General features: G+C 68.7%; 23 protein-coding genes, 1 tRNA gene and 1 pseudogene. 13 read left to right on the forward strand and 12 right to left on the reverse strand.

Annotated features, from left to right (window positions below; translation table 11 throughout):
- Positions 1–98: 98 nt before the first annotated feature.
- A pseudogene (locus tag A5780_RS41745) lies at positions 99–293 on the forward strand (DUF501 domain-containing protein); the annotation flags it as partial.
- On the opposite strand, the gene A5780_RS07295 reads toward A5780_RS41745, so the two are convergent.
- The 3 genes from A5780_RS07295 to A5780_RS07305 all read right to left on the reverse strand — a co-directional run bounded on the left by A5780_RS07295 (position 230) and on the right by A5780_RS07305 (position 3183).
- On the reverse strand, positions 230–796 hold the full coding sequence (locus A5780_RS07295) for a septum formation initiator family protein (RefSeq protein ID WP_082976327.1): 567 nt from the start codon (positions 794–796) through the stop codon (positions 230–232). The pseudogene A5780_RS41745 and the gene A5780_RS07295 overlap by 64 nt on opposite strands.
- A gap of 126 nt (positions 797–922) precedes the next feature.
- Complete coding sequence (gene eno / locus A5780_RS07300) at positions 923–2212, reverse strand: phosphopyruvate hydratase (RefSeq protein WP_063009361.1); 1290 nt, start codon at positions 2210–2212, stop codon at positions 923–925.
- Between the two features lie 164 nt (positions 2213–2376).
- On the reverse strand, positions 2377–3183 hold the full coding sequence (locus A5780_RS07305; RefSeq protein WP_082976328.1) for a lytic transglycosylase domain-containing protein: 807 nt from the start codon (positions 3181–3183) through the stop codon (positions 2377–2379).
- A 156-nt stretch (positions 3184–3339) separates the two neighbouring features.
- On the opposite strand from A5780_RS07305, the gene A5780_RS07310 reads away from it, so the two are divergent.
- The 7 genes from A5780_RS07310 to A5780_RS07340 all read left to right on the forward strand — a co-directional run bounded on the left by A5780_RS07310 (position 3340) and on the right by A5780_RS07340 (position 10435).
- On the forward strand, positions 3340–4437 hold the full coding sequence (locus A5780_RS07310; RefSeq protein ID WP_064908085.1) for a TauD/TfdA family dioxygenase: 1098 nt from the start codon (positions 3340–3342) through the stop codon (positions 4435–4437).
- A gap of 25 nt (positions 4438–4462) precedes the next feature.
- Positions 4463–5452, forward strand: coding sequence for an ornithine cyclodeaminase family protein (locus tag A5780_RS07315; RefSeq protein WP_231982881.1), 990 nt, complete (start codon positions 4463–4465; stop codon positions 5450–5452).
- A 187-nt stretch (positions 5453–5639) separates the two neighbouring features.
- On the forward strand, positions 5640–7016 hold the full coding sequence (locus A5780_RS07320; RefSeq protein WP_197521686.1) for a Y4yA family PLP-dependent enzyme: 1377 nt from the start codon (positions 5640–5642) through the stop codon (positions 7014–7016).
- Between the two features lie 35 nt (positions 7017–7051).
- Positions 7052–8098 (forward strand): PLP-dependent cysteine synthase family protein, encoded by a 1047-nt coding sequence (locus tag A5780_RS07325; RefSeq protein ID WP_064908086.1) that lies wholly within the window; start codon positions 7052–7054, stop codon positions 8096–8098.
- Between the two features lie 28 nt (positions 8099–8126).
- Positions 8127–9521 carry an MATE family efflux transporter gene (locus tag A5780_RS07330; RefSeq protein WP_064908087.1) on the forward strand — a complete coding sequence of 465 codons (1395 nt, stop codon included), beginning with the start codon at positions 8127–8129 and terminating at the stop codon, positions 9519–9521.
- A gap of 133 nt (positions 9522–9654) precedes the next feature.
- Positions 9655–10131, forward strand: a complete 477-nt coding sequence (locus A5780_RS07335; protein ID WP_030515243.1) for a pyridoxamine 5'-phosphate oxidase family protein — start codon at positions 9655–9657, stop codon at positions 10129–10131.
- A 4-nt stretch (positions 10132–10135) separates the two neighbouring features.
- Positions 10136–10435 carry an MTH1187 family thiamine-binding protein gene (locus A5780_RS07340; RefSeq protein ID WP_030515242.1) on the forward strand — a complete coding sequence of 100 codons (300 nt, stop codon included), beginning with the start codon at positions 10136–10138 and terminating at the stop codon, positions 10433–10435.
- Positions 10436–10469: 34 nt separating this feature from the next.
- Here A5780_RS07340 and A5780_RS07345 read toward each other — a convergent pair whose 3' ends face one another.
- The 4 genes from A5780_RS07345 to A5780_RS07360 all read right to left on the reverse strand — a co-directional run bounded on the left by A5780_RS07345 (position 10470) and on the right by A5780_RS07360 (position 16572).
- Positions 10470–11138: a MazG family protein gene (locus A5780_RS07345; protein WP_081879464.1), complete on the reverse strand. Its 669-nt coding sequence runs from the start codon at positions 11136–11138 to the stop codon at positions 10470–10472.
- A 95-nt stretch (positions 11139–11233) separates the two neighbouring features.
- Entirely contained in the window at positions 11234–14848 is a 3615-nt protein-coding gene (gene mfd / locus A5780_RS07350; protein WP_063009353.1) for a transcription-repair coupling factor, read from the reverse strand.
- A gap of 245 nt (positions 14849–15093) precedes the next feature.
- On the reverse strand, positions 15094–15741 hold the full coding sequence (locus tag A5780_RS07355) for a TetR/AcrR family transcriptional regulator (protein WP_040721767.1): 648 nt from the start codon (positions 15739–15741) through the stop codon (positions 15094–15096).
- A gap of 216 nt (positions 15742–15957) precedes the next feature.
- On the reverse strand, positions 15958–16572 hold the full coding sequence (locus tag A5780_RS07360; protein WP_063009351.1) for a TetR/AcrR family transcriptional regulator: 615 nt from the start codon (positions 16570–16572) through the stop codon (positions 15958–15960).
- A 351-nt stretch (positions 16573–16923) separates the two neighbouring features.
- Here A5780_RS07360 and A5780_RS07365 point away from each other — a divergent pair.
- The 5 genes from A5780_RS07365 (at position 16924) to A5780_RS07385 (ending at position 20963) form a co-directional block, all read left to right on the forward strand.
- Positions 16924–16994, forward strand: a tRNA-Gln gene (locus A5780_RS07365).
- A 201-nt stretch (positions 16995–17195) separates the two neighbouring features.
- Positions 17196–18686 carry a bifunctional UDP-N-acetylglucosamine diphosphorylase/glucosamine-1-phosphate N-acetyltransferase GlmU gene (gene glmU, locus A5780_RS07370; protein ID WP_063009349.1) on the forward strand — a complete coding sequence of 497 codons (1491 nt, stop codon included), beginning with the start codon at positions 17196–17198 and terminating at the stop codon, positions 18684–18686.
- A complete protein-coding gene (locus A5780_RS07375; RefSeq protein ID WP_030515237.1) occupies positions 18683–19663 on the forward strand; it encodes a ribose-phosphate diphosphokinase in 981 nt (326 codons plus the stop codon). Before glmU ends, A5780_RS07375 begins: the two co-directional genes overlap by 4 nt.
- A 288-nt stretch (positions 19664–19951) precedes the next feature.
- A complete protein-coding gene (locus A5780_RS07380) occupies positions 19952–20266 on the forward strand; it encodes a hypothetical protein (RefSeq protein ID WP_051043132.1) in 315 nt (104 codons plus the stop codon).
- A gap of 61 nt (positions 20267–20327) precedes the next feature.
- Positions 20328–20963, forward strand: a complete 636-nt coding sequence (locus A5780_RS07385; protein ID WP_064901794.1) for a DUF2461 domain-containing protein — start codon at positions 20328–20330, stop codon at positions 20961–20963.
- 27 nt (positions 20964–20990) lie between these two features.
- On the opposite strand, the gene egtD is transcribed toward A5780_RS07385, so the two are convergent.
- The 5 genes from egtD to A5780_RS07410 all read right to left on the reverse strand — a co-directional run bounded on the left by egtD (position 20991) and on the right by A5780_RS07410 (position 26675).
- Positions 20991–21962 (reverse strand): L-histidine N(alpha)-methyltransferase, encoded by a 972-nt coding sequence (egtD, locus tag A5780_RS07390; protein WP_064901795.1) that lies wholly within the window; start codon positions 21960–21962, stop codon positions 20991–20993.
- Positions 21959–22804 carry an ergothioneine biosynthesis protein EgtC gene (gene egtC, locus A5780_RS07395; RefSeq protein WP_063009343.1) on the reverse strand — a complete coding sequence of 282 codons (846 nt, stop codon included), beginning with the start codon at positions 22802–22804 and terminating at the stop codon, positions 21959–21961. The genes egtD and egtC overlap by 4 nt, the downstream gene beginning before the upstream one ends.
- A complete protein-coding gene (gene egtB, locus A5780_RS07400; RefSeq protein WP_063009341.1) occupies positions 22804–24141 on the reverse strand; it encodes an ergothioneine biosynthesis protein EgtB in 1338 nt (445 codons plus the stop codon). The genes egtC and egtB overlap by 1 nt, the downstream gene beginning before the upstream one ends.
- 70 nt (positions 24142–24211) lie before the next feature.
- Complete coding sequence (gene egtA / locus A5780_RS07405; RefSeq protein ID WP_063009339.1) at positions 24212–25498, reverse strand: ergothioneine biosynthesis glutamate--cysteine ligase EgtA; 1287 nt, start codon at positions 25496–25498, stop codon at positions 24212–24214.
- A gap of 202 nt (positions 25499–25700) precedes the next feature.
- On the reverse strand, positions 25701–26675 hold the full coding sequence (locus A5780_RS07410) for a zinc-binding dehydrogenase (protein WP_063009337.1): 975 nt from the start codon (positions 26673–26675) through the stop codon (positions 25701–25703).
- Positions 26676–26718: the final 43 nt, after the last annotated feature.

Here is a 26718-nt window from a genome sequence, read left to right on the forward strand (position 1 = left end):
CTACAGTCGCGTCGGATTCCTCCACCACTACCAACCGATGTCCAGCGACGAACAAACCCACGTGTTGGGCCACCGCTCGATCCTGAAGGAGAACCCCGGTGACCGACCCCGCTACGCCCGAGCCCTCGACCGGCGAGGCGCGTGCCGAGCAGGGTACGCCCGCCGAGGCGGATCTCGAGATCGTGGCCCGCCAGCTCGGCCGTGAGCCACGCGGGGTCCTCGCGATCGCTTATCGCACGCCCGACGGCCAACCGGCGGTCGTGAAGACCGCGCCGCGCCTGCTCGTCGGCACCGGTACCGCGGGCTGCTCGATGCCGGGCACCTGCACGATGTAGGCGGTGTCGCCGGGCATCACCAGGCGCAGCCGATCGCGGGCCTCGGAGCGGATGTAGGCGGGATCTTCCTGTTGTGCGCGGCGGTCGCGCAGCCGCGTCAGATCGTTTTCCAGATCGCGGCGCTGTTCGGCCAATTGCACCGATTCGGAACGCTGACTGAAATACGTGCGCATCGGTACGGCGAGGGTCAGCGCGAGCGCGCACAGCACCGCGGCCAGAATGACGGCCCGCCCGGTCGACAGCCCGAAAATCCGGCGATCGTGGCGATCCTCGGACTTCTTCGACTTCGCGCGCGTGGTGCGCGGTTCGGATTTCGTGCCGGCCGGGCGTCGTTGCGCGGCCCGTTTGCCGGCGGACGTGCGCGCGGAGCCGTTCGCGGTCCGCTCGGGCCGGGGCGACCGCGTCGAGCGGCGGTCACCGCGTCCTGCCGGACTGGTACCGCGCGCCCGTCGCTCCGTCATCCCCACACCTCGAAATCGCCTGCCTCCATAGCGGCGCTGCGATTCGACCGCACAGCGCAACGGTTCCGCGCGGTGACCGGCCGCTGTATCGACCGGCCCCGCACGCCACAACCGTTGACGAGGCTACTACCCCTCGAAGACGAACCGGGGGAATGCGACGTCACCGGCGTAGCGAGCCGAATCACCGAGCGCGTCCTCGATGCGCAGCAGCTGGTTGTACTTGGCGACGCGTTCGCTGCGGGCCGGGGCGCCGGTCTTGATCTGACCGCTGCCGACCGCGACCGCCAGATCGGCGATGGTGGTGTCCTCGGTCTCGCCCGAGCGGTGGCTCATCATGGACTTGTAGCCGTTGCGGTGGGCCAGCTCGACCGCGTCCAGCGTCTCGGTGAGGGTGCCGATCTGGTTGACCTTCACCAGCAGCGCGTTGGCGGCGCCCTTGGCGATGCCGTCCTCGAGCCGCTCCGGGTTGGTGACGAACAGGTCGTCGCCGACGAGCTGAATCTTGTCGCCGATCAGGTCGGTCAGCGCGACCCAGCCGTCCCAGTCGTCCTCCGACAGCGGGTCCTCGATCGAGACGAGCGGGTACGCGCCCAGCAGGTCATTGTAGAACTCGGCCATCTGCTCGGCGGTGCGCTCTGTGCCCTCGAACTTGTAGCCCGTTCCGGCGGTGTAGAACTCGGTCGCGGCCACGTCGAGAGCCAGCGCGACATCGCTGCCGAGGTTGTAGCCGGCCTTGCCGATCGCCGAGGCGATCAGGTCCAGCGCCTCGCGGGTGCCGCCGGCCAGATCCGGGGCGAAACCGCCCTCGTCGCCGAGGCCGGTGGACAGGCCCTTGGACTTCAGCTCGGCCTTGAGGGCGTGGTAGACCTCGGCACCCCAGCGCAGCGCCTCGCGGAAGGTGGGCGCACCGATCGGGGCGATCATGAATTCCTGCACGTCGACACTGGTGTCGGCGTGGGCGCCACCGTTGAGGATGTTCATCATGGGCACCGGCAGCACATGCGCGTTCGGCCCGCCCAGGTAGCGGAACAGTTCCAGGCCCGAGGACTCGGCGGCCGCGCGGGCCACCGCCAGCGATACACCCAGCAGGGCGTTGGCGCCCAGGCGGGACTTGTCCGGGGTGCCGTCCAGATCCAGCAGCACCTGGTCGACGGTGCGCTGCTCGACCGCGTCCAGGCCGATCACGGCCGGTGCGATCTCGTCCAGCACACCCTCGACGGCCTTGCGAACGCCCTTGCCGCCGTAGCGGTCGCCGCCGTCGCGCAGCTCCACGGCCTCGTGCTCGCCGGTGGAAGCGCCGGACGGCACCGCCGCGCGGGTCAGCGTGCCGTCGTCGAGAGCGATCTCGACCTCGACGGTGGGGTTACCGCGTGAATCCAGGATCTCGCGAGCTCCGACCTGTTCGATGATGGCCACGAAACGACACTCCTTCGGCTGCTGGCAATCAATTCGGGGGCCCTGCCCACCGCCGTCCACGAGCAGGTCGCACGGCGGGCCCGTGCGCCTGCGAGCCTAATGGGTACGGTCCGGACCGCACGACACAGGTGGGCACGCGGTCCCGGTCGCCCGGCGCGCGGTCGTCAGGCGCGGCGGCCGACGCTGTATGCCGCCGCCTTCGTCCGCACGGTCGCCATATAGGTAGTGGACTGGTTGTAGGTCAGCACCGCCTTCTGCCAGCCCTCCGCGGTGCGCAGATCGCCGCCGCTGGCGCACAGGTAGCGCGCGGCGGTCAGCGAGGCGTCGTCGATGCTGTCCGGATCCGCGCGACCGTCCCCGTTGGCGTCCACACCCCAGTGCTGCCAGGTTTCGGGCAGGAATTGGAACGGCCCCTCGGCGCGCACGTAGACCGGGGCGCCGGCGCGTGCGGTGGCCTCGTCGTCGAGAATCCTTGCGACACCGGGTGATCCGTCCAAGGGGATGCCGCGGATCGGCGGGCGGACCTCGCCGTCGGCATCCAGCGCGGAACCGCCGTGGCGGCCGTGCTTGCTCTCCACCCTCGCGATACCCGCGATCGTGGTCCAGCCGATGCCGCAGTCGGGACGCGACCGGGCCATGACCTCGGCCGCGTATCCGTAGGCCTCGAGCGCGACCGTGGGGATGCCGAGCGCGTCCGACTGCGCTTGCGCCCAGTCACGCAACTGTTCGGCACTGCGACCGGGCGCATCGAGGTCGATCGGCGGAACCGGTGCCCCCGCACCGGGCGGAATGCCGTCCGGAATCGGGGGCAGGTTGTCGGTTCCCGCACATCCGGACAGCAGCGCGACCGCCGCGACGGCGGCGAACGCGAGGGGCCGGAATCCGGGGATGGTCGAACGCACGTTTCCATCATCCAGATTCGCGCGCGGATGGCACGCACCGTGACGGCGCACTCCACCCGACTCCGGCATACGAGCAGCTACCTTTCCCGCATCCGTTCCATACCGAAACGCTATGTCCAGCGGCGTACTTTAGGTAAGCCTTGCTTAAGATCAACGGAGCGACTAACTTCGCAGTCCGAGTCTTCACCACCTGCTTCATCCCCATTGCGAGGAAGGGAACTCCTGGTGAAAAACGTTCTCCGCGAACGTAAGACACCCCAGCACGAAGAAATCGAACCGATTGACCGCCGTACGCTCGCCCCCGAAGCCGCGGCGGCCGTGTTCTGTTCGGCCGAAGAGATCGCGATCACACTCGACCGCACCCCCGGTGGTTCCGCGCCGATCCGCCGCACCCTCGCCGATCCGGCGCTGATCCGGCTCGTGAACGCCTACGCCGCCGAACTTCCGGCCGCGGTGCGCACCGCCCTGCGACCGCCCGACACCCCCGCCGGTGCGACGATCATCGGCCGCCTGCCGGTGCGCGACGACGAGCTCGGCCCCACGCCGCCCGACTGGAACCATGCCGCCGAACCGGCGTGCCCGGAGTCGTTTCGCCTGGATATCGCCCTGTTGCTGCTCGCCCGCTGCGCCGGCGAACCCTTCGGCTGGCAGGGCCAGCAGGGTGGGCGGCTGGTCAACAACATCCTGCCCACACCCGGCCACGAACACGAACAGTCCGGCGCCAGCAGCACCACGCTGCTGAGCCCGCACACCGAGGACGCCTTCCATCCCGAGCGCGCACATCTGCTGTTGCTCGGCTGTCTGCGCAATCCCGACCGGGTGGGTACCACCATCTCCTCGGTCCGCCAGGTGAACCTGGATGCGGACGGGCGCCGGCTGCTCGCCGAACCGACACTGCCGATCCTGCCCGACGTCTCCTACGGCGAGGATTTCGGCGAGCACCACCCCGCCCCGGTGGCCACCGTCGGCGCCGGTGACGGCGGGCCGACCCTGCGCTACGACCCCGCCTACACTCCACTCGACGACGCGGGGGCCGAATACCGTTGCGCCTACTCCCATCTCGGCGCCGAATTGGAACGAGTCTGTCACCGTGCGGTGTTGGAGCCGGGGGAGTTGCTGCTGATGGACAATGATGTCGTCGTGCACGGCCGGGTTCCCTTCACGCCCCGATACGACGGGACCGACCGCTGGCTCAAGCGGGTCAACATCCGGCTGGCACGCCGCCGCGCACCGGCCGAGTCCGGTGAAAGCGGATACGGACAGCGGACGGTGCGGCCGTTCACGCCGAATCGCTATGCGGCACCGAATATCTCGCCCCGATGAACCGACCAGTGAACCGAGGACCGCAGTGAGCAGCCGCCCCACCCCGTTGCGCGTACTCAGCCGCAGCGATCTCGCCGATGTCCCGATCGCGCCCAACGAGGTGGTGCGCGCTGTCGAGGACGCCTATCTGGCCCTGGCACAGGGCGATTCGGACAACCCCCGCAAGCTCAGCGTGGCGCATCCGGACGGCTGGTCGGTGGCGTACGCGATGCTCGGGCGCGACGGCCGCCGCCGGGTGGTCGCGATGAAGACCTCGTACAAATTCGATCCGAGCCACGACCGCAGCACCAAGCGCTACTACACCACCATCACCCTCTACGACGACGCGACCGGCACCCCGATCGCGATGATGGACTGCGCGCGGGTCGGCGCGCTGCGCACACCGGCGGTGTCGGCGCTGCTGGTTCGCGAGACGGTGCGGCCGGGTGCGCGCAGCGTGCTGCTGATCGGCACCGGCACCCAGGGCCGAAACGCCCTGCCGCACTTGCTCGCCGCGAATCCGCAGTTGAACCGGCTGATGGTGTTCGGCACCCACCCCGAGGGGCTGGAAGCGGTGGGCACCCACCTGCGCGCGCACGCGCCGCACCTGGATCTCGACGTGGTCGACGATCCGCGCGCCGCGGCGGCGACGGCCGATGTGGTGCTCGCGACCGCCGGGCCCGGCACGCAGGTCGCCCTCGAATCCGATGATCTGGCACCGGGTTCGGTGGCCGTGCTGGTCGGTTACGGACTGGCGCCGTCGACTTTGACCGATGCCGATCGGGTGGTCGCGACCAGTGCCGAACAGATGGCGCTGACCGGCACCGATATGACCGGGCCGGACGGTCGGCTGCGGTCGGTGGACGCGGAACTGCCCGCGATTCTCGGACGTCGGGCGACGGCGCGCACGAGGCCCGACGAACGTCTGTTCGTCTACAACAGCGGCCTGGTCCTCACCGATATCGCCGTCGCGCACGCGCTGGCCGAACGCGCCATCGCCGAGGGCCGGGGCACGGAGGTGCCGCTGTGGGACTGACCGGGGCGCACACCCCTGGCGCTACGCGTTCGTCCCGGCCGGCCGCGAACCGGACGACGATCCAGCCGCCCGCTACACCACGCGCGGGCCGCCCGGCGACAGCGCGGCGAGCGCGCCCATGCGGTATGCCCACTGCGCAAACAACTTTCGGTGACTCGAAGCGGTCGTCGGCCTCGGAGACGACGCGGTGACCGCGAGCCGGAGTACGCAGGCGCCCGACGATACGTTGACCTCTCCTTCGATCACAGCGCCGCCCCTCCCCGCTCACCGGGACGAGTGGGAGCGCCTACTGCTGGCCGACGCCCATCTGCTCGACGACATCGCCTACGCGGTCGGCGGCCCGTTCCACGTGCTGTACCCGGAGCGGGTGGGAGTCAACATCGACGGCTTCCGCGAGCAGTTCCGGCGCCACGGGGTGGACGGCGCGATCTACTACGGCAAGAAGGCCAACAAGTCCGCGGCCGTGGTGCGGGTGTGCGCCGAACACGGCGCCGGCGTCGATGTCGCCAGCGTCGGCGAGCTGAGTTCGGCTCTGGCCAACGGCATCCGGGGTCACGATCTGGTGGTGACCGGACCGGCCAAATCCGATGATCTGCTGTGGCTGGCCACCCGGCACGGCGCCCTGATCGCCGTCGACGACCCCGGCGAACTCGCCCGGCTCACCGGCCTCGGCGCCACCGCCCGCGTGCTGCTGCGGGTACTCCCGCCGGATTCGACCAGCCGATTCGGCATGACCGACATCGAGCTCGACACGGTGCTGCACCGCGCCGATCCGGCCCCGATCCGATTGGAGGGGTTCAGCTTTCACCTCTCCGGCTACGACCCGATCGCCCGTTCGGAATTGGCGGCCGCACTGGTAGACCGCTGCCGGCACGCCCGCGCCCTCGGACATCCGGTCACCACCATCTCCATCGGCGGCGGATTCGGCGTCGAGTACCTGTCGGACACGGCCTGGCGCGCCTTCACCGAGGCACACGGTCCGCACTGGTTCCACGCGGACAAGACGTTCGATTCCTATTACCCCTACCACCAGCGTCCGGCCGGATCGGCCGCGCTGGCCGCCATCCTCGACCACGGCGATCTGGCGAAAGTTCTGCGCGCTCATGCTATTCGGCTCGCCGTCGAGCCGGGGCGCGCACTGCTGGACCGCGCGGGCAGCACCGTGTTCCGCGTTCAGGGCGTGAAAACGCGGACGGCACAGTCGATTCCCTACCAGCTGCTCACCGTCGACGGCACCAGCCTGAGCCTGTCCGAGCAATGGTTCGACAGCGAATATCTGCCCGACCCGGTGCTGTGGCCGATGCGGCCGGGTGCGGTGACTCCGGCCTGCGTCGGCGCCGCGACCTGCCTGGAATCGGACATGCTGAGCTGGCGGCGCATTCCGCTGCCACGTCCGGCCGTGGTCGGCGATCTGCTCGTCTACCCGAATACCGCCGGGTATCAGATGGATTCGAACGAATCGTCGTTCCACGATCTCCCCATCCCGCCGAAGGTGCTGCTGTCGAGCAGCCCGGACACGGATCCCGCGCAGCCGCCGCGGCTGCGCTGGGCGCTCGAACGATAGCCCCGTTTCCCCACCACAACCCCGAGGAGACTCGCATGCCGATCGTCACGCGCGTGACGGACCTGATCGGAAACACTCCCCTGTTCGAGCTGGCCGTCACCGACGGCGGCACTCGGCTGCTACTGAAACTCGAACAGTGCAATCCGACCGGCGCGGCGAAGATCCGGATGGCCCGCGAAATGGTGCTCGATGCCGAACGCCGGGGTTTGCTGAGAGATGGCGGACATATTATCGAGTCCACATCCGGAAATACCGGACTGGGACTGGCGGTGGTCGCGGCCGAACGCGGCTATCGATTCACCGCAGTCGTGGACCACCACGCCTGTAAGGACAAACTGCGCGCGATGCGAGCCATGGGTGCCGACCTCGTCTACGTCGCCGCCGAGGGCGACGACAGCCTGGCCACCTCCGCCCGGGAGGATCTGGCCGAGGCGATGGCGGCCGCGCGGCCGGACGCCTACTTCACCGAACAGCACAATAACGAGGCCAATCCGGTCGGCTACTACGCCGTCGCCGAAGAGTTGCTGGCCGACCTCGGACATGTCGACATCCTGCTGTCGGCGGTCGGCACCGGCGGATCGTTGTTCGGCACCGCGCGACGGCTGCGCGACCTGGGCCATCCCGCGCGGGTGATCGGGGTGGAACCGGTCGGATCGATCGCCTTCGGCGGGCCGGGCGGACCGTACTGGCAGTCCGGCACCGGCACCCCGCCCGGCGCGACCGTCGGTACGGCCGTGGACTATTCGCTGCTGGACGAGGGAGTCACCGTCTCGGACGTGGACGCCTTCGCCACCGCCCGCGCGGTCGCGCAGCGTTCCGGTCTGCTCATCGGCGGATCGGCGGGCGGCTCGGTGTACGTGGCACTGCAGCGGCTCGAGGAATTCGAACCGGGCTCGACGATCGTCACCATCGTCTGCGACGGCGGCGAGAAGTATCTCGACACGGTCTTCGACGACGAATGGATGAGCGATCGCGATCTGCTCGATCGCACCGCCGAGCACACGGTCACCGACCTGCTGGACCGCTACGCCCCCGGAGCCCCGGCCGCGTCCGAGGCACGAAATCTCGTGGGGGCTCGATGAATCCGGGCGATGCCCGGGAGGTCCGGGCATGACCGCCGCCACACCCCGCGGCGACGGACGTCGGCTGACGGCACTCGCGACGCCCATCGCGCTGACCCAACTGGCCCAGGTCGCGATCTCGACCACCAATATCGCGTTGATGGGCAGCCTCGGCGTCGACCAGGTGGCGGCCGGCGGGCTGGCACTGGTGTTGTTCAACCAGATCCGCACCATGTGCGTCGGGTTGATCACCGCCAGTGGCAATCAGGTGGCAACCGTGGTGAGCCGGGCCGAGAAGCAGCACCGCAGCCCCGAGCCCGAGATCCGCGATGTGGTCCGATCGAGCTTCCTCATCGCGACCGCGGCGGGGTTGCTCGGCGGTCTCATCCTGGTCGGCCTGGGCTGGTCGCTGCAGTGGCTGGGCCAAGACGCGGCGGTGCTGGCCGCGGCCCGGCCGATGATGGTGGCGCTCGCCCCCGGCCTGCTGCCGTGCCTGTGGTTCCAGGTATTGCGCCAGTACACCGTCGGCATGCAAAAGCCGCAGGCACTGCTGGTGGTGACGCTCGGCTCGGTGGCCTTGAACGCGGTGGTCGCGCTGGCGCTGATCCACGGCTGGGCCGGACTGCCCGCCCTGGGACTGACCGGCGTCGGCGTGGCGTCCTCGGTCGTCTTCCTCGTCACCTTCGCGGTGTTCTGGGTGATGGTGCGCCGCGACGCCGCGCTGGCGCCGACGCTGCCGATGCGGATGTGGCCGGTACGCCGGCGAACGGTCACGGCGGAACTGCGGCTCGGCGCGCCGATCGCCCTCACCTACGGCTCCGAGGCCGGCATGTTCTCGGTACTGGCCTTGGCGATGGGCACGCTCGGCCCGGCGGCGCTGGCCGCGCACAACGTGGTGTATCAGCTCGTCTACATCGTGTTCCAGGTCGCGGTGGGGCTCTCGCACGGGGTCTCGATCCTGGTCAGCCGGGCCGTGGCCCGCGACGAGTTCCGCCGCGCCCAGAATCTGGCCTGGCTGGTGTTGCGGCAGGCGGCCGTGGTGGCCGCCGTGGTCGGCGTCCTGTACGTCGCGGCGCCCGATCTGGTGCTGCGTCCGTTCCTCACCGGCCGCGACGGGGCCACCATCGAGCTCGCGCACAGCCTGCTGCTGATCGCCGTCGTCCTGCAGTTCTTCGACGCCGCGCAGAACATCGGCAACGGCCTGCTGCGCGGGATCAAGGACACCCGGGCCGGATTCCGGTTGTCGCTGGTGGGTTATTGGATCGTCGGACTGCCGACGGCGTTGCTGCTCGCCTTCCCGCTGGGTCTGGGCGCGAGCGGCGTGTGGTGGGGGCTGACCGCGGGCCTGGCCGCGACGGCCGTGCTGATGCTGCGGCGATATTTCTCGCTGCTGCATCACCGCGAGATCGCCGAACCCCGCCAATTGGCCGACAGCCTCAACTGATCCGTACGCACCCCTACCACCAGTGCGGTTCAGCTCGGCGGCTCGCACCCCAGCAAGTAAGCGGCACAACGGTTTACACTGGGGTGCCAGTCGCGGCCGATGCCGCCGCGTGAGCCGACCGTGAGGTGACGAGATGGTAGCCAGTGCCGGAGAACGTCAGCAGCCCGCGACCGAGCATCCCGAACTGGACATCCTGCCCACCTGGCCGCTGGACACCATCGCCGTCCTGGTGACCACCGATCCGTCGCCGCACGCGATTCCCGTGAGCTGGCCGGTGCGCGCCGACGATCGGCGAATCCTGTTGAGCCTCAAGTTCGATCGCGGGTCGCTGGCCCGGCTGCGCAAACGTCCCGACGTCGCGCTGCTGATCCTCGGCGGCGGCAATGTGGCCCTGTGCGCCCGCGGTCGCGCGCGGGTGATCGCCGATCCGATGCCCGGCGCCGAGGACTATGTGGCCGTCGCCATCGATGTCGAGGTGATCGACGACCACCGCCAGGGCGCGTTCGAGGTCGAGGCGGGCATCCAGCGCACGGTTCTCGACGAACCGGAACTCGAATACCTCCGCTCGCGTGTCGCCACCCTGCAGCAGATGGTCGACGCGAAGAATTGACAGCATGATCGCCGCCTTCTCGGTCACCCCGCTCGGCACCGGCGCCGATGTGGGCCGTGCCGTCGCCGAAGCCGTCCGCATCGTCCGCGCCAGCGGGCTGCCGAACGAGACCAACGCCATGTTCACCACGCTCGAGGGGGAATGGGACGAGGTGATGGCGGTCATCAAGCAGGCCTCCGACGCCGTCCTCGCGGTCGCGCCGCGCTGCAGCCTCGTGATCAAGGCCGATATTCGTCCGGGAGTCACCGGCGCCCTCACGTCGAAGGTCGAGACCGTCGAACGCTATCTCGCGGAAGGCTCCTGACCACCCGACACGGGCGAGCCGACCGGGCGCGACCTCACGGCCGGCGCTGCCGGTCCCCCAGCGAGTCGGCGAAGGTTTCCCAATGGGCGCGCCACTCGTCGGGACCCAGCGGTCCGCGTACGCCGCGGGTCCGCTCGGCCGCGTCCTCGGCGGCCCGGATTCGCGCCGCGAAGTCCAGCGTGGCCTTGCGGAGCCGCTCCTCGGCACTTTCGGGTCCGCCCAGGTGAATCACCCGCAGCTCCTCCGGGACCAGATCCTCGGGCAATCCCGCCTTCGCGCTACGGGAGCGAACTTTCTCCGCCAGCGCCAGCGCGGGTTGCGCCATCGCGATCCCGTCCAGGCAGGAGCGGCGCGCCTTCTCGGTGAGTTTGCGTTCCTCCCAGGCCCTTTCCTGGGCGGCGACCTTCGCGGCCACATCCGCACCGGCGTCCACGACCGGATCCGACAGATGCGGACTGCGGTGCACCAGTTTCGCGACCAACGCCGCGGCCACATCGTCGACCGTGAATTCGCCTGCGGCCTGCGCGATCCGGGAATGGAACAGCACCTGCAGCAGCAGATCGCCGAGTTCCTCCTTGATCGTCTCCGCATCGCCGTGCTGGATGGCGTCGAGGAGTTCGTAGGTCTCCTCCAGCAGATACGGCCGCAGCGAGTCGTGGGTCTGGGTGACCTCCCAGCCACCGAAATCCCACAGCCGGTCCATGACCTCGACGGCCTCGGTCAGGCCGTGCGCGACCCGTGCGGAATCAGCCGCGGCGTCGTCGGTTCCGCCCGACGGGCGCTCGCCCCGGTCCTCGCTCACCCGACCGCGACCTCCGCGCCCATCGCGAGGTCGACCATGCCCTTCGGCTTGCCGTCGAGCGCCAGCAGCAGATCGGCGACGAACTGCAACAACTGCACATCGCGCACCCGCGCCGCGCCGACGCTGTCCTCCACCCGCGGCAGCGGCAGCTGCACGATGCCCGTGGTGGGCCGGTAGTTCGCACTCGGATACAGCCGCTTGAGCCGCATCTGCTTCGAATCGGGCAGCTGCAGCGGCGACACCTTCAGCGTGGTGCCCGTGACACCGACCTCCTGGATGCCGTACTCGCGGCACAGCAGTCGCAACTTGGCGACCGACACCAACCGGCCGACCTCCACCGGCAGCGGGCCGTACCGGTCGACGAGCTCCTCCACCACGGCCGCGAGCGCCGAATCATCCTGTGCCGCAGCCAGTTTGCGGTAGGCCTCCAGCCGCAGCCGGTCGCTGGCGATGTAGTCGGGCGGAATGTGCGCATCCACCGGCAGGTCGATCCGCACCTCCTTGACCTCTTCCTCGGTCGTGATCGGCCGGCCGTCGGCGGCGGCGCGATAGGCCTCCACCGCCTCACCGACCAGGCGCACGTAGAGATCGAAGCCGACGCCGGCGACATGTCCGGACTGTTCGGCGCCGAGAACGTTTCCGGCGCCGCGGATTTCGAGGTCCTTCATCGCCACGGCCATACCCGCGCCGAGATCGGAGTTCTGCGAGATGGTGGCGAGGCGGTCGTAGGCCGTTTCGGTGAGCGGCTTCTCGCCCGGGTACAGGAAGTAGGCGTATCCGCGTTCCCGGCTGCGCCCGACCCGGCCGCGCAGCTGGTGCAGCTGCGAAAGTCCCAGAGCGTCGGCCCGTTCGACGATCAGTGTATTGGCGTTGGAGATGTCCAGACCGGTCTCGATGATCGTGGTGCACACCAGCACGTCGAACTCGCGCTCCCAGAAGCCCTGCACGGTCTTCTCCAGCGTGTCCTCGTTCATCTGGCCGTGCGCCACCGCCACCCGCGCCTCGGGCACCAGATCGCGAATTCGCTTGGCGGCCTTGTCGATCGAGGAGACGCGGTTGTGCACGTAGAAGACCTGGCCGTCGCGCAGCAGTTCGCGGCGCACGGCAGCGGCCACCTGCTTGTCGTTGTAGCCGCCGACGTAGGTGAGGACGGGGTGGCGCTCCTCGGGCGGGGTGAGAATGGTCGACATCTCGCGGATCCCGGCCAGACTCATCTCCAGGGTGCGCGGAATCGGCGTGGCCGACATGGTCAGCACGTCGACGTGGGTGCGCAGCGCCTTGATGTGTTCCTTGTGCTCGACGCCGAACCGCTGCTCCTCGTCGATGATCACGAGGCCGAGTTCCTTCCACCGCAGACCGGTCTGCAGCAGCCGGTGCGTGCCGACCACGATGTCGACCTCACCGGTGGCCATACCGTCGATCACCTCGCGCGATTCCGCCGGATCGGTGAAGCGGGACAGACCCTTCACCGTGACCGGGAATCCGGCGACGCGTTCGGCGAAGGTCTGCAGATGTTGCTGTGCCAGCAGCGTTGTCGGCACCAGTACGGCGACCTGCTTACCGTCCTGAACGGCCTTGAACGCCGCGCGCACCGCGATCTCGGTCTTGCCGTAGCCGACGTCGCCGCAGATCACCCGGTCCATCGGGACCGGGCGCTCCATATCGGCCTTCACCTCGGCGATAGCGGTGAGCTGGTCGTGGGTCTCGGTGAACGCGAACGCGTCCTCCATCTCCTGCTGCCACGGCGTATCGGGGGCGAACGCGTGGCCGGGCGCGGCCTGCCGCGCGGCGTACAACTGCACGAGTTCGGTGGCGATCTCGCGAACGGCCTTGCGCGCCTTGCGTTTCGTATTCGCCCAGTCGGATCCTCCGAGTTTGGACAGACTCGGCATCTCCCCGCCCACGTAGCGGGAGAGCTGATCCAGCGAGTCCATCGGCACGTACAACCGGTCGCCGGGCTGGCCGCGCTTGCTGGGCGCGTATTCGATCACCAGGTATTCGCGCCGAGCGCCGCCGACGGTGCGTTCGATCATCTCCACGAACCGGCCGATGCCGTGCTGATCGTGCACGACCATATCGCCCGAGCTCAAAGCCAGCGGATCGACCTGATTGCGCCGGCGGGCGGGGAGCTTCTTCCCCTCGCCGGGCGCGGTGACGCGGTTGCCGGTCAGATCGGATTCGGCGATGACGACCAGTTTCGCGTCGTCGAACACGATGCCGTCGTGCAGTGAACCGCACAGCACACCGACCAGCCCGCGCACCGGTTCGGCGCCCGGCTCGAGCGCCGCGGCCGGCACCTCGGCATCGGCGAGGCGTTCCTGAATGCGTTGCGCCGTACCGTGTCCCGCGACCACGATCACCGCGCGCCCACCGGTGGTCACGTGCGCGCGCAGCGAGGCGAAGACGGTCGCGACCAGTTCCTCCGAACCGCGGGCCGCCGGGGCCGACAGCACCGGCAGCACGATCTCCGCGGGGTCGTCGGCGGCCAGCGGGCTCAGCGTCCACCACGGCAATCCGCGCGACTCGACACCGGCCCGCACGACATCCAGGCCGCGATACGCCGAGGACGCCAGATCCAGACCGTGCGCGCCCAACGGGGCCGAACCGCCGAAGGAGGCTGCCGTCCACGACGCCTCGAGGAATTCCTGTCCGGTGCGGACCAGATCGGCGGCGCGGGTGCGGATCTTCTCCGGATCGCACAGCAGCACATGCGACTGCGTCGGCACCACATCGGTGAGCAACTGGAGCTCGCCCGGCCGCAGCACCGGCAGCAGCGCCTCCATACCCTCCACGGGGATGCCCTGCGCCAGCTTCTCCAGCATTTCGACCAGCGCCGCGTCGGCCGGGTTGTCCGCGGCCACCTTCGCCGCGGATTCGCGCAGGTCCTCGGTCAGCAACAGTTCCCGGCAGGGCTGCGCCACAACGAGATCCACCTCGACCTCGGTGAGCGAACGCTGATCGGCGACCGAGAACGCGCGCAGTTCACTGATCTCGTCGCCCCAGAATTCCACACGCACCGGGTGATCGGCGGTGGGCGGGAAAATGTCGAGAATGCCGCCGCGGACCGCGAATTCGCCACGCTTGCCGACCATATCGGCGCGCTCGTAGGCGAATTCGACCAGCCGCGTGGTCAATTCGTCGAAATCGAATTCGGCGCCGACGCGCAGCACGATGGGTTCGATCTCGCCCAGTCCGGGGGCCATCGGCTGCATGAGCGACCGGACCGTGGTGACCACCACCTGCAGCGGTTCCGGATGGCCCGGATCCTCCGGATGCGCCAGCCGCCGCAGCACCTGCAACCGCCGGCCCACGGTGTCGGCGCTGGGCGACAATCGTTCGTGCGGCAGCGTCTCCCAGGACGGGAACAGCGCGACCCGATCGCCGATGATCTCGCTCAGCTCGACGGTCAGATCGTCGGCCTCCCGCCCGGTAGCGGTCACCACCACCAGCGGCCGCGCGGCCGCGACGGTCGCCGCCACGAACGGCCGGATCGCCGAGGGCGCGACCAGTTGCACCGAGGAGCGCCCGATCAATTCCCGAACCTGACTCAGCGCGGCATCGGCACCGGCCACCTCGGCCAGTCCCGCAAGAGGTGGGCGATGGCTCGGCATGAAAGAAACTCCCGGCTGCACAGATCGGCGAATCAGAGCGACCAATCGAGTCTATGTTTTCGGCCTCCGCTTCGCTCCGGCGGGGTTCTCGGCCCTCAGGCCTCGATTTTTCCCTCCTCCGCTCAGTCGCTGCGCTCCCTCGCTCCGTCAGTCCACAATCGAGGCGGCCGAGAACCACTCAGGCGCACGTCTCGCAAATGCGGGCTCCGGCGTTCACAGGTACCGTCGTCTGACGTCGCGACCGATTACGGCACGTACCTGCGCAGCCGCCGGGCCGCGAATTCCCGGAAGTACGCCACCTTCTCGTCCGGCACGATCGAGGGCAGCAGGAAGTACCACATGCGTTCCATGCGCACCGCCATCTGGTCGATGGATTCGGTGCCGACGGCGGTGATGTGGACTCCGGCGGTCATCTCCTGCAGGAGAAGGCCGATGGTTTCGGGGTCGAGGTCGGGCTTGAGATCGCCCTGGGCGATGGCCCGCTCGGCGAGCAGTATCTGGGTTTCGCCCCAGGTCTTGGTGATGTTCTCGCCCGAGGCGCCGCGATAGTCACCGATCTGGTGCGTGAGTTTGAGCATCGCGCCCACCATCGGATCGTTCATGGTGAGGTCGGCGACGACGTAGGTGATGCCGATGGCGGCTTCGAGGGCGGGCACGCGCGGGTCGAAGAAGCCCTGGCAGGCGCCGCGCAGTCGTTCGTTGCCCTGGTCGACTACGGCGCGCGCGAGTTCTTCCTTGGATCCGAAGTGGAAGTACAGTGCGCCCTTGGTGACGTTGGATTGCGAGATGATCTCGCTGAGGCTCGCATTCGCGTAACCGAGTCGCAGAAAGACGTCGGCCGCGCCTGCCAGCACCGAATCGCGGGTGATTTCCGCACGCGCTTGCCTAGCCATCAGATCCGCCTGTCCTCAAACCAGCCATCCTGAAGTAGACCGATATCCCGAAGTTGACCGACATCACAGCTCGAACAGCACTTGAAGGATGGGTGAACCGTACCATCCGACCGGCCGTCGCCAGCGGAATCGAGCATTAAGACCAGTCTCCTTCGCAAACAATGGGCTAACCGTCCAGTTCGGTCCCCTATTACCCCCCGGCATCGCCACCGCCGGTCAGCCGGGTGTCGCGCTCGGCCATTCGGAGGCCAGCTGCGGATCGGCCTCGAGGTGGGTGAGTCCGTTCCAGCACAGGTTGACCAGATGCGCGGCGACCACCTCTTTGGAGGGCTGCCGCTCGTCGAGCCACCAGGTGGCCGCGGTGGCGACCATGCCGACCAGTGCTTGCGCGTAGAGAGTGGCGAGACTGGTGTCGAAGCCGCGGCGTTCGAAATCGCCGGCGAGGATGTGCGCGACCTGGTTGACCGCCTCGTTCAGCAGGCTGGAATAGGTGCCGGCGGCGGCCGAGGCGGGCTGATCGCGCATCAGGATCCGGAAACCGTCGGTGCGCTCCTCGATATAGGTCAGCAGCGCCAGGGCGACCTGTTCCAGCCGGACGCGGGAGCGGTTCCGGGTCAGCGACGAGGTGATCATGTCCAGCAGCGTCGACATCTCGCGGTCGACGACCACCGCGTAGAGCCCTTCCTTACCGCCGAAGTGTTCGTACACAACGGGTTTGGAGACCTGAGCGCGCTGGGCGATCTCCTCGATGGAGGTGGCGTCGTATCCGCGTTCGGCGAACAGCGCCCGTCCGATCTCGATCAACTGCTGGCGCCGCTGCGTTCCGGTCATCCGCGGGCGCGGCACCCGCGCCGCATCACCCGAAGTCATCGCTGCTCCCCCGCCTCTCTCCCCCGCCTCTCCGGGAATCTTGCCGGTCGTAGGTACCTGGAGATTTCTCGGCCGGGCCGGCGGTCGGCAGCGCACCCGCGGTCAGGGCGTGCCCGACGAGTTACCCATGTGCTTTCGAAATCAGATGTTGCGTTGTGCAAATTTACCCGACCGCGACCGGGCCATCTCGCAGACCCGCGACCACGCGTGGGAAAATCTGCCCGCAATTCGCGGAGATGCGGGGAAACGTGCGAGGATATTGCGCGCATGCCGTGCGTAGTGGTGGACCCGTAGGGTTCATCGGTGCGACGATCCGCCGTAGTGTAATGGCAGCACCACTGATTTTGGTTCAGTTAGTTCAGGTTCGAGTCCTGGCGGCGGAGCTGGCGATGGGGCTGTGACCTGCGTGAATATCGAGTGAAGCCCCGAGCCGGGGCCCGGGCCCGAGTGGACTAGGGTGTGGGCGGACGGCCAGCCGCCGGGCCCGCCGCAGGCCGGATCTGCGAAGGTCCGGCGCAGGCAGCGACAGCCGCAGGCCAAAGACAGCGCGTACCAGCACGATGACAGGCAGCCGAGGGAGATCCATGCCACAGCAGACCGCCGTCGTCGTTCTCGCCGCCGGTGCCGGAACTCGAATGCGGTCCAAGACACCGAAAGTGCTGCATTCGCTCGCCGGGCGCAGCATGCTCGAGCACGCCCTGCACGCGGCGAACGAGATCGACCCCACCGCCCTGATCACGGTGATCGGTCACGACCGCGAACAGGTCGGCGCCGCGGTGAATTCCGTTGCGGCAGAACTGGGTCGCGAGATCACCTCCGCAGTGCAGGAACAGCAGCTGGGCACCGGGCACGCGGTGCAGTGCGCCCTGACGGCGCTGCCCGCGGACTTCGCCGGCGACCTGCTGGTGACCTCCGCCGATGTGCCGCTGCTGGACGGGCACACCCTTTCGGCCCTGCTGGACGAGCATCGCAGTTATCAACCGCGTTCCGCGGTCACGGTTTTGACCTTCGTTCCGGAGGATCCGAACGGGTACGGCCGGATCGTGCGCGACGCCGACGGCGGTGTGCTCGAGATCGTCGAACACGCCGATGCCACGCCGGAGCAAGCGGCGATCAACGAAGTCAATTCCGGCGTCTACGTTTTCGACGTCGCCGTGCTGCGGACGATGATCAGCCGCCTGACGACCGCCAACGCCCAGCACGAGCTGTATCTGACCGATGTCCTGAAGCTGGCGCGCGAGGCCGGTAATCCGGTCCACGGCGCGCGTCTGGTCGACGCCGCCAAGGTCACCGGCGTCAACGACCGGGTGCAGATGGCCCAGGCCGCCCGCACGCTGAACCGCTACATCCTCGAGCGCCATATGCGCGCCGGAGTCACGGTCATCGATCCGGCCACCACCTGGGTGGATGCGAGTGTGCGCATCGGCCGCGACGCGGTGCTGCGCCCCGGCGTGCAACTGCTCGGCAATACCGTGATCGGCGAGGATGCCGAGGTCGGCCCCGATTCCACCCTGACCGATGTGCTCGTCGGCGAGGGCGCGAAGGTGGTCCGGACCCACGGCGAGGGCGCGACCATCGCGGCCGCCGCCACAATCGGGCCGTTTGCCTATTTGAGACCGGGGACCATCGTCGGCGAATCCGGCAAGATCGGCGCATTCGTGGAGACCAAGAACGCCTCGATCGGCGCGCATTCGAAGGTCCCGCATCTGACCTACGTCGGCGACGCCACGATCGGCGAATACAGCAACATCGGCGCATCGAGCGTGTTCGTCAACTACGACGGGGTGAAGAAACACCACACCGTCGTGGGTTCGCATGTGCGCACGGGCAGCGACACGATGTTCGTGGCGCCGGTGACCGTGGGCGATGGCGCATATTCGGCAGCGGGTACTGTGCTGCGTAGAAACGTTCCGCCGGGAGCGCTGGCGGTGTCCGGCGGAGCGCAGAAGAACATTGAGGGCTGGGTGCAGCGGTATCGTCCCGGGACGGCCGCGGCGCAGGCGGCGGCGGAGGCGATCGCGGCCGATGACAGAGCGAGTCAGGCAACCGAGCAAAAGGATGGCAACACAGAGTGACCGCGTTCTCCACCGATAACCAGAAGAACCTGATGCTGTTCTCGGGGCGCGCTCACCCCGAGCTGGCCGAGCAGGTCGCGAAGGAACTCGACGTCGCGATCACGCCGCAAACCGCCCGCGAGTTCGCCAACGGCGAGATCTTCGTTCGCTTCGAAGAATCGGTGCGCGGCTCGGATGCCTTTGTGCTGCAGAGCTTTCCGGCTCCGCTGAACCAGTGGCTGATGGAACAGCTCATCATGATCGATGCGCTCAAGCGCGGTTCGGCCAAGCGGATCACCGCCGTCCTGCCGTTCTACCCCTACGCCCGCCAGGACAAGAAGCACCGCGGCCGCGAGCCCATCTCCGCTCGCCTGGTCGCCGATCTGCTCAAGACCGCCGGCGCGGACCGCATCATCACCGTCGACCTGCACACCGATCAGATCCAGGGCTTCTTCGACGGCCCGGTCGACCACATGCACGCGCTGGTCCAGCTGTCGGAGTACGTGCGCAACCACTACAGCACCGAGAACGTCACCATCGTCTCCCCCGACGCCGGTCGCGTGAAGGTGGCCGAGAAGTGGGCCGACGCGCTCGGTGGCGCGCCGGTGGCGTTCATCCACAAGACCCGCGACCCGCTGGTGCCGAACCAGGTCAAGTCGCATCGTCCCGTCGGTGACGTCGCGGGCCGCACCTGCATCCTGATCGACGACATGATCGACACCGGTGGCACCATCGCCGAGGCCGTGCGCGTGCTGCGTGAGGCCGGGGCCGGCGATGTGGTCATCGCCGCCACCCACGGCGTGCTGTCCTCCCCCGCGGCGGAGCGCCTGGCCTCCTGCGGCGCCAAGGAGGTCATCGTCACCAACACCCTGCCGATCACCGAGGACAAGAAGTTCCCCTCGCTGACCGTGCTGTCGATCGCCCCGCTGCTGGCGCGGACGATTCGCGAGGTCTTCGAGAACGGGTCGGTCACCGGCCTGTTCAACGGCTCCGCTTAAGCCGTTCCGCCTCGCTCCCCGCCTCTCCGCGTATTCAGCGTGTCGTCGGGTGGGCGGTGGGTTGGCAGTCGGTCTCGCCTCGAGGCCGTGTCGGCTTTCGGGGGTGCCCGGGGAGTTACCCATGTGCTTGCGAAATCAGTCGTTCCTTCGGGTGTCTATCCGGGGGGGCGGCTGATTTTGTATTGGTCTTTGTTCTCTCCTCTTCTTTCGTGATCAGCGGTAGCGTTGGTTGTAGGGTGCACCGCGAATGTTGAGGGTGTGCCGGGCCTACGAGAGAGGTGGGCACGGATGGCCGACGACGACACTTACCCGTTGATGGACGAGGTGTTCGAAATGGGCGATGACGAGCGCGAAGACCTGGATTACGACCTCGGTGACGATGAACAGGCCGACGAGATCCGCGAATATCAGCGCTACATCGACGATCCGCCCGACGACCTGGAGATCAGGTATCACGAGAACGACGACGACGGCCGCCTGGGGATTCGCAGCGAACTCGACCAGGAATGGACCCGCCGCCGGCATCGTCAGGAATTGCGCGACGAGGACGAGCGGCCCGCCGAAGTCGCCGCCATCGAGGTGGTCGACGAGCCGGGCGACTGAGCGGCGGCCGGTCGGAGCGGGCGCCGCGGAACATGTCCGCGGCGGTCGCTAAGTTGGCGGTATGAGCGGATTCGCGGGGTTCCCGTTCGCCGGGCTCGACTTCTACGAGGATTTGGAAGCCGACAACTCGAAGGCTTTCTGGACCGCCAACAAACACGTCTACGAACAGTCCGTGCGGGCGCCGATGATCGCGCTCACCACGGAACTGGAGAACGACTTCGGACCGGCGAAGATCTTCCGGCCGTATCGCGACGTGCGGTTCTCCAAGAACAAGGCGCCCTACAAGGACCATCAGGGCGCGGTGGTCCGTACCGCCCCGGGAGCGGGGTGGTACGTCCAGATCGGCGCGCCCGGGCTGTATGTGGCCGGTGGGGTGTACGCGCCCACGCCCGAGCAGCTCGCGCGGCTGCGCACCACCATCGACGACGAGGTGCGCGGCTACGAATTGCAGGCGCTGCTGGACGGTTTGGCGGCAGTCGGCTATGTGATCGGCGGGGAGCAACTGAAGACCCGTCCCAAGGGTTTCCCCGCCGACCATCCGCGCATCGACCTGCTGCGCCACAAATCTCTCGTGATCCACAAGGACTTCGGCGCACCGCCCTGGCTGGAAACACCGCGCGCCGCGACCGAAGTCCGAGCCGCCTGGGAAGACCTGCGGCCGGCCGTCGAGTGGCTGGCCGCGGTCATCGGCAACTGACCTCGGCGCAGAACCCGCGCCGGGCGATCAGCGTCGTTCGGCGAGGACCAGGGCGAAGCGGTCGTCCGGATCGGTCCACACCTGTTCGGTGGCGAATCCGGCGCTGTCCAGTTCCCGGCCGAGTCCGTCGACGCGGAACTTGGCCGAGATCTCGGTGCGCATCTGCTCACCCTGGGCGAAGTCCACGACCAGGTCGAGGTCGGCGACCGTGACCCTCATATCCCGGGTTGCCGCCAACCGCATCTCGATCCATTCGTTCTCCGCGTCCCAGTGGGCGATATGGGCGAAGGCGTCCGGGTCGAAGTCGGCATGCAATCGAGAGTTCAACACGTGCAGGACGTTTCGGTTGAATTCGGCCGTCACTCCCGCGGCGTCGTCGTAGGCGGGCACCAGCACGGCCGGATCGGTAACCAGTCCGGCCCCCAGCAGCAGTTGCTCACCCGGCTCGAGCACCTGCTGAATGCCGGCCAGGAATTCGGCCCGCTCCTGCGGGACCAGATTGCCGATGGTGCCGCCCAGGAAGGCGATCATGCGGCGACCGCCGCGCGGGAGATTGTGCAGGGTTCGGGTGAAATCGCTGACCACCCCGTGCACCGCGAGATTCGGGAATTCGGTGCTGATCTGCTCGGCGGCACCGCGCAGCGCCGACACCGACACATCCTGCGGCACATAGGTCTTCAGCGGCCCCTCGGACAACAGCGCCGAGAGCAGCAGGCGTGTCTTGGCGGCCGAGCCGGCGCCCAGCTCCACCAGTACCTCGGCCTGGGCGGTGCGCGCGATCTCGCCGACCACCCGCTCCAGTAACGCGCGCTCCGTGCGAGTCGGGTAGTACTCCGGCAGTTCGGTGATCGCTTCGAACAGTTCGCTGCCGCGCGCGTCGTAGAACCACTTCGGCGGCAGCGTTTTCGGATTCGCGGTGAGTCCGATCCGAGCGTCCGATCGCAGGGCTGCGTCGAGATCGTCGTCGGTGAGGTGGATGTCCAGCGTCGGTTCGATCATGTACGGGCCCTTTCGGATTCATCAGGTCCTGCGGAGAGAACAGGTTGTGCCGCGTCCAGCGGCTCGACCACGAGAAGGCCGGGCCGCACCGTCAGCAGCTGCCGGTCGGTAATCGCCTGCCAGCGCGGGTCGTCGTCGTACGGTTCGGAGGACACCACCGCGAAATCGTCGGCGACGAGCACCGACAGCGAATGGTGAACGGTTGTGGCCCAGAGTGTTTCGCCGTCCCCGAGCAACAGGTTCAGCCGGGCACTCGGCGCCTGCGCCAGTACGGCGCGAACCGTCGCCGACACCGCGGCGGCGACCGCCCGGAGCCGGGCGTCGGACTCGCTGCGGCCTGCGAAGGTCGAAGACATCGCGCCGATTCCGTTCAACGCGGCACGCAGCACCACCCAAAGCGCGGCCGAATCGGTCGCGGATTCGGCATCCAGCAGATCCGGCGACCCGAATCGCGTTGCCACCGCGGGCAATACCGTGCGCCAGTTCTGGATCACGCCGTTGTGGCTGAACGCCCATCCGCCGTCGGTGAACGGAGCACAGGCCGTTCGCTCCACCGGCATACCGACCGTGGCCGAACGCACCGCGGCCAGCACCGCGGGCGAGGACAGCTGCGGCAGCACCTCTTCGACCGCGGGGTCGGTCCAGATCGGCGCGGGGTTGCGATAGCGGCTCGCGGTTCCTGCCCCGGTCCACCACGCGACTCCGAAACCGTCGGCGTTGACGGTTCCCCCGTGGCGCATATCGTCGGGCGCCCACGACTGGGTGCGCAGCGAATGCGTGCCACGGGTGAGCAGTTCGCCGACCGGAGCCGGCGGTCCCAGATAGCCGAGATGTCGGCACATCAGCGCTCGTCCGGTCGCAGGTCGCGGGCGAGGCGGAAGCCGGAGAAGATCTGACGGCGGATCGGGTGGTCCCAGTTGCGGAAGGTGCTGCGGCAGGCGACCGGGTCGGTGCCGAAGGATCCGCCGCGCAGGACGCGGTAGTCACCGCCGAAGAACACCTCGGAGTATTCGCGGTACGGGAACGCGGCGAATCCGGGATACGGCTCGAAACCCGATGCGGTCCATTCCCAGACGTCGCCGATCAACTGATGCACCCCGGACGGTGACGCACCGGCAGGGTACGCGCCGACATCGGCCGGTTCCAGATGGCGCTGCCCCAGATTGGCGGTGGTCTCGTCGGGTTCGGCGTCGCCCCACGGATATCGCCGCGACCGCCCGGTGGCCGGATCGAACCGCGCGGCCTTCTCCCATTCGGCCTCGGTGGGCAAACGCTTCCCGGCCCAGTTGGCGTAGGCCTCGGCCTCGAACCAGCACACATGCACCACCGGCTGCTGCGGGCGCACCGGCGCCAGGGTGCCGAAAACCCGTCGCCACCAGCGGTTGTCGCTGTCTCGCTCCCAGAACTGGGGTGCGGTCAGATCGGCCTCCACACGATAGGCCCAGCCACGCTCCGACCACAGCCCGGGCCGGTGATAGCCACCGTCGTCGATGAACGCCAGATACTGCGCATTCGTCACCGGCGCCGCGTCGATCGCGAAGCCGGGCAGCTGGACGCGATGTTCGGGGCGCTCGTTGTCGAGTGCCCACGGGTCAGACGAGGTGCCCATGGTGAATTCGCCTGCGGGAATGACGACTTCGTCGCCGACCGCGACGCGCGCGGCCGGTGCGGGCGCGGCTGTCAGCACCGCGACGCCCGCGCGCAGCTGATGGGTGGCCAGCATGGTCTCGTCGTGCTGTTGCTCGTGCTGGGCGATCATGCCGAAGGCGAAACCCCTGTCCACCAGACGGTTTCCCCGCAGCGGACTGGAATTCAGGACATCGAGCACCTTGTCACGCACGGTGCGCACGTACCCGCGTGCCTGCACCGGATCCAGCAGCGGCAGCGCCGGACGGTCGGCGCGGGCATGCCGGAAGGCGTCGTAGAGGTGGTCGATATCGGCCCGCACCGGCTCACGCCCGCCGACATCGCGGACCAGCCACAGTTCCTCCTGGTTGCCGATATGCGCCAGATCCCACACCAGCGGGCTCATCAGCGGCGAATGCTGGGCAACCAGCTCGGCCTCGTCGACCGCCTCGGTCAGCACCGTCGTGCGGGCGCGGGCGCGGGTCAGGACCTCCGCGATCTGTGTGCGTAATCGCTCGGCCGCGGCGTGATCGGTTCCGATGTGAACGGTCATCAGTGCTCTCCCAAGGGTCGTGCCCGGCGGCCTCGTCGCACCGCAGCGAGGTGCGCGCCGCCGGTCGTACTCATTCGGCCGTCTCGGCGGGTGCGCAGCGGGCGACCTCCCCGTCCGGAATGCGCCCGCGGCGACATCGCCGCACCGCGGCCCACATCTGCTCGGCCGCCTCGTCGCTGCGGGCGTGTTCGGCGGCGAGAGTCAGCAATTCGACTGCGACGGAACGGATCTCGGGATCGGCCAGGCCGCAGCGGGCGGCCGAGGCCCATTCGTCGGCGACCGGCTCGGCCAGCGCGGTGGCCTCCGCGACGACCGCCGGCGCCGACATCAGCGCGTCCACGACGTGGATCGGCACCGACCACTGATCACCCGGCTGTGCGTCCAGATAGCGGACCTCGAGATGTCCGGCCGCCCGCACCGGGGGAAAGACCGTGGTCAGGTGGTAGTCGAGATCCTCGACCTCCGGGCGGCGGCCGATCTCGTCGTCGAGCGCACCGCACAGCCAATCGGCGAAGGTCGCGCCCGGCGGCGCCGTCCAATCCGCCTCGGCCGGGCCACGCCGCACGCAGAGCAACGGGGTGTCCAGCGCCCAGCGGCCGTACTCGGTGAGCGGATCGGCCCAGCTCCGAACCGGTGGCCGGGTGCGGGTGTGATCGAGCCGCAGCCAGGTGCGCATCCGCTGCGACGCCCAGGCGCCGGTGGGAGCCCCGTGCAGACTCGGCGAACAGGCGAACGCCGCCACCAGGGCCGGGCCGACCGCGTACAGCGCGTTCCAGCGGGCCGCGATCTCCGCGGGATCGGCACCCGCGTCCACGCTGACCTGCGTGGCGGCGGTATTGCACATCATCAGCTTGCCGTACGGGCCCACCCCCGCGAAGGCCCGTTCCATCGCGCGATAACGCGGTAGGCGAAGCACCCGGCGGGCCCGCCGGCCGGCATCGGCGGCGGCGGAATACGTTCGGATGGATCGGGTTTCGAGTAGACCGGAGAGAAAGCGAGAATCCTCGAGCAGCCGGGCGCAGAGTTGCGCGGCATCGGCGAAGGGGGCGCTGGACAGTTCGATCTGACCACCGGGTTCGATGGTGATCCGGCTGCCACCGGGAAGTACTTTGGCGGGCGAATCGGGCGAAATAGACTGCGGAGCATAAGGACCCAGCGCATCCGCGAGCATCGACAAGCGCGGACGCGAATCCGGCGCCGACAGCTCCCCGCGAGCGGTGAGCCACTCCAGTTCGGCACCGATCAACGCCGGTGGGCCCTGTTTGAAACAGACACCTCCCACATATGCCTCCGCCGCGGCGCGCGAAGACAAACCGGCACCCAACCCGGCCGGCGCCTTGTCCACCGTTACCGCCATGCCAACCTCCGCTCGAGCCTGCGGGGGATCACCCACCGCGTTCCGCTCACCCTGAGCCCATGCCAGCGACAGTGCCGCATCGACCGAGTGCCGGTATTGCGTGTAGCAGTGCAACGAGAGACCGCGCCCGGTTCTTCCGTCGCTCGAACCAGGGTAGCCGCGCGCACCGACACAAAATCCGTCGAAATGGTGAACATGCCGGTCACGGCCGTACCACCAGCACCACCGCCCCCACCGAACGCCGCTGTTCCACTTCCCGATGGGCGGCCGCGGCCGCCGCGAGCGGCAGCCGGGCGTGGATCCGGGGCACCAGTTCACCGCGCACCGCCGCGGCGAGGGCCTGCTCGGCGTCCGCCCGCTGTTCGGCATCGGACTTGCGGATGACGACGCCGAGCGCACCGGTCACCGTCAGTCCCCGCCGAGCCACGCCGAGGGCGTCGAGGGCCGCCCAGTCGCCGGAGGCGAAGCCGTACAGGCCGATCCGGCCAGCACCGTCGGCGGCCGCCGCGAGGGCCTGCCCGGCGACCGCGCCGCCGACGGCGTCGAGCACGACGTCCACGCCCCGGCCGCCGGTGAGCGCGCGAACCCGCTCGGCCCAGTCCCCGGACCCGTAATCCAGGGCGTGATCGGCACCGAATTCCGCGACGGCGGCCGTCTTCGCCGCACTCGACACGCCGATCACCCGCGCGCCCGCGGCCTTCGCGGTCTGCACCAGCATCGAACCGATCCGGCCCGCGGCCGCGGTGACCAGCACCGTCTCCGCGGGCCGCACCGCCATCGCCGCGAGCAGACCGCGCGCCACCGCGCCGGATTGGAACACGGTGAGCGCGACCTCCGGATGCAGACCGTCCGGTACCGGGAAGGTATATGCCGCCGGGGCCAGGGCCAGTTCGGCGTATCCACCGGCCTGGCCGACCGTCGTCGCCACCACCGCCCGGCCGAGCAGCGCCGGATCGACGCCGGCACCGAGGCCGACGACCCGCCCGCCGACCTCCAGCCCTGGGATCCACGGCAGCGGTAGCGGATACCGGCCGGATCGCACGATCACGTCGCCGAAGGCCACACCGGCCCGCTCGACCTCCACCAGGACCTGCCCGGCAGCGGGTTCCGGTTCCGCGACTTCCGCCGGAACCAGCACCTCGGGATCGCCGAACTCCGTCACCCGTACAGCACGCATGGCATCTTCTCTCGTTTCGCAGGTAGGGTTTCCGCGAGACAAC

The sequence above is a fragment of the Nocardia sp. 852002-20019_SCH5090214 genome, from assembly GCF_001665865.1.
GTDB classification, from domain to species: domain Bacteria; phylum Actinomycetota; class Actinomycetes; order Mycobacteriales; family Mycobacteriaceae; genus Nocardia; species Nocardia nova.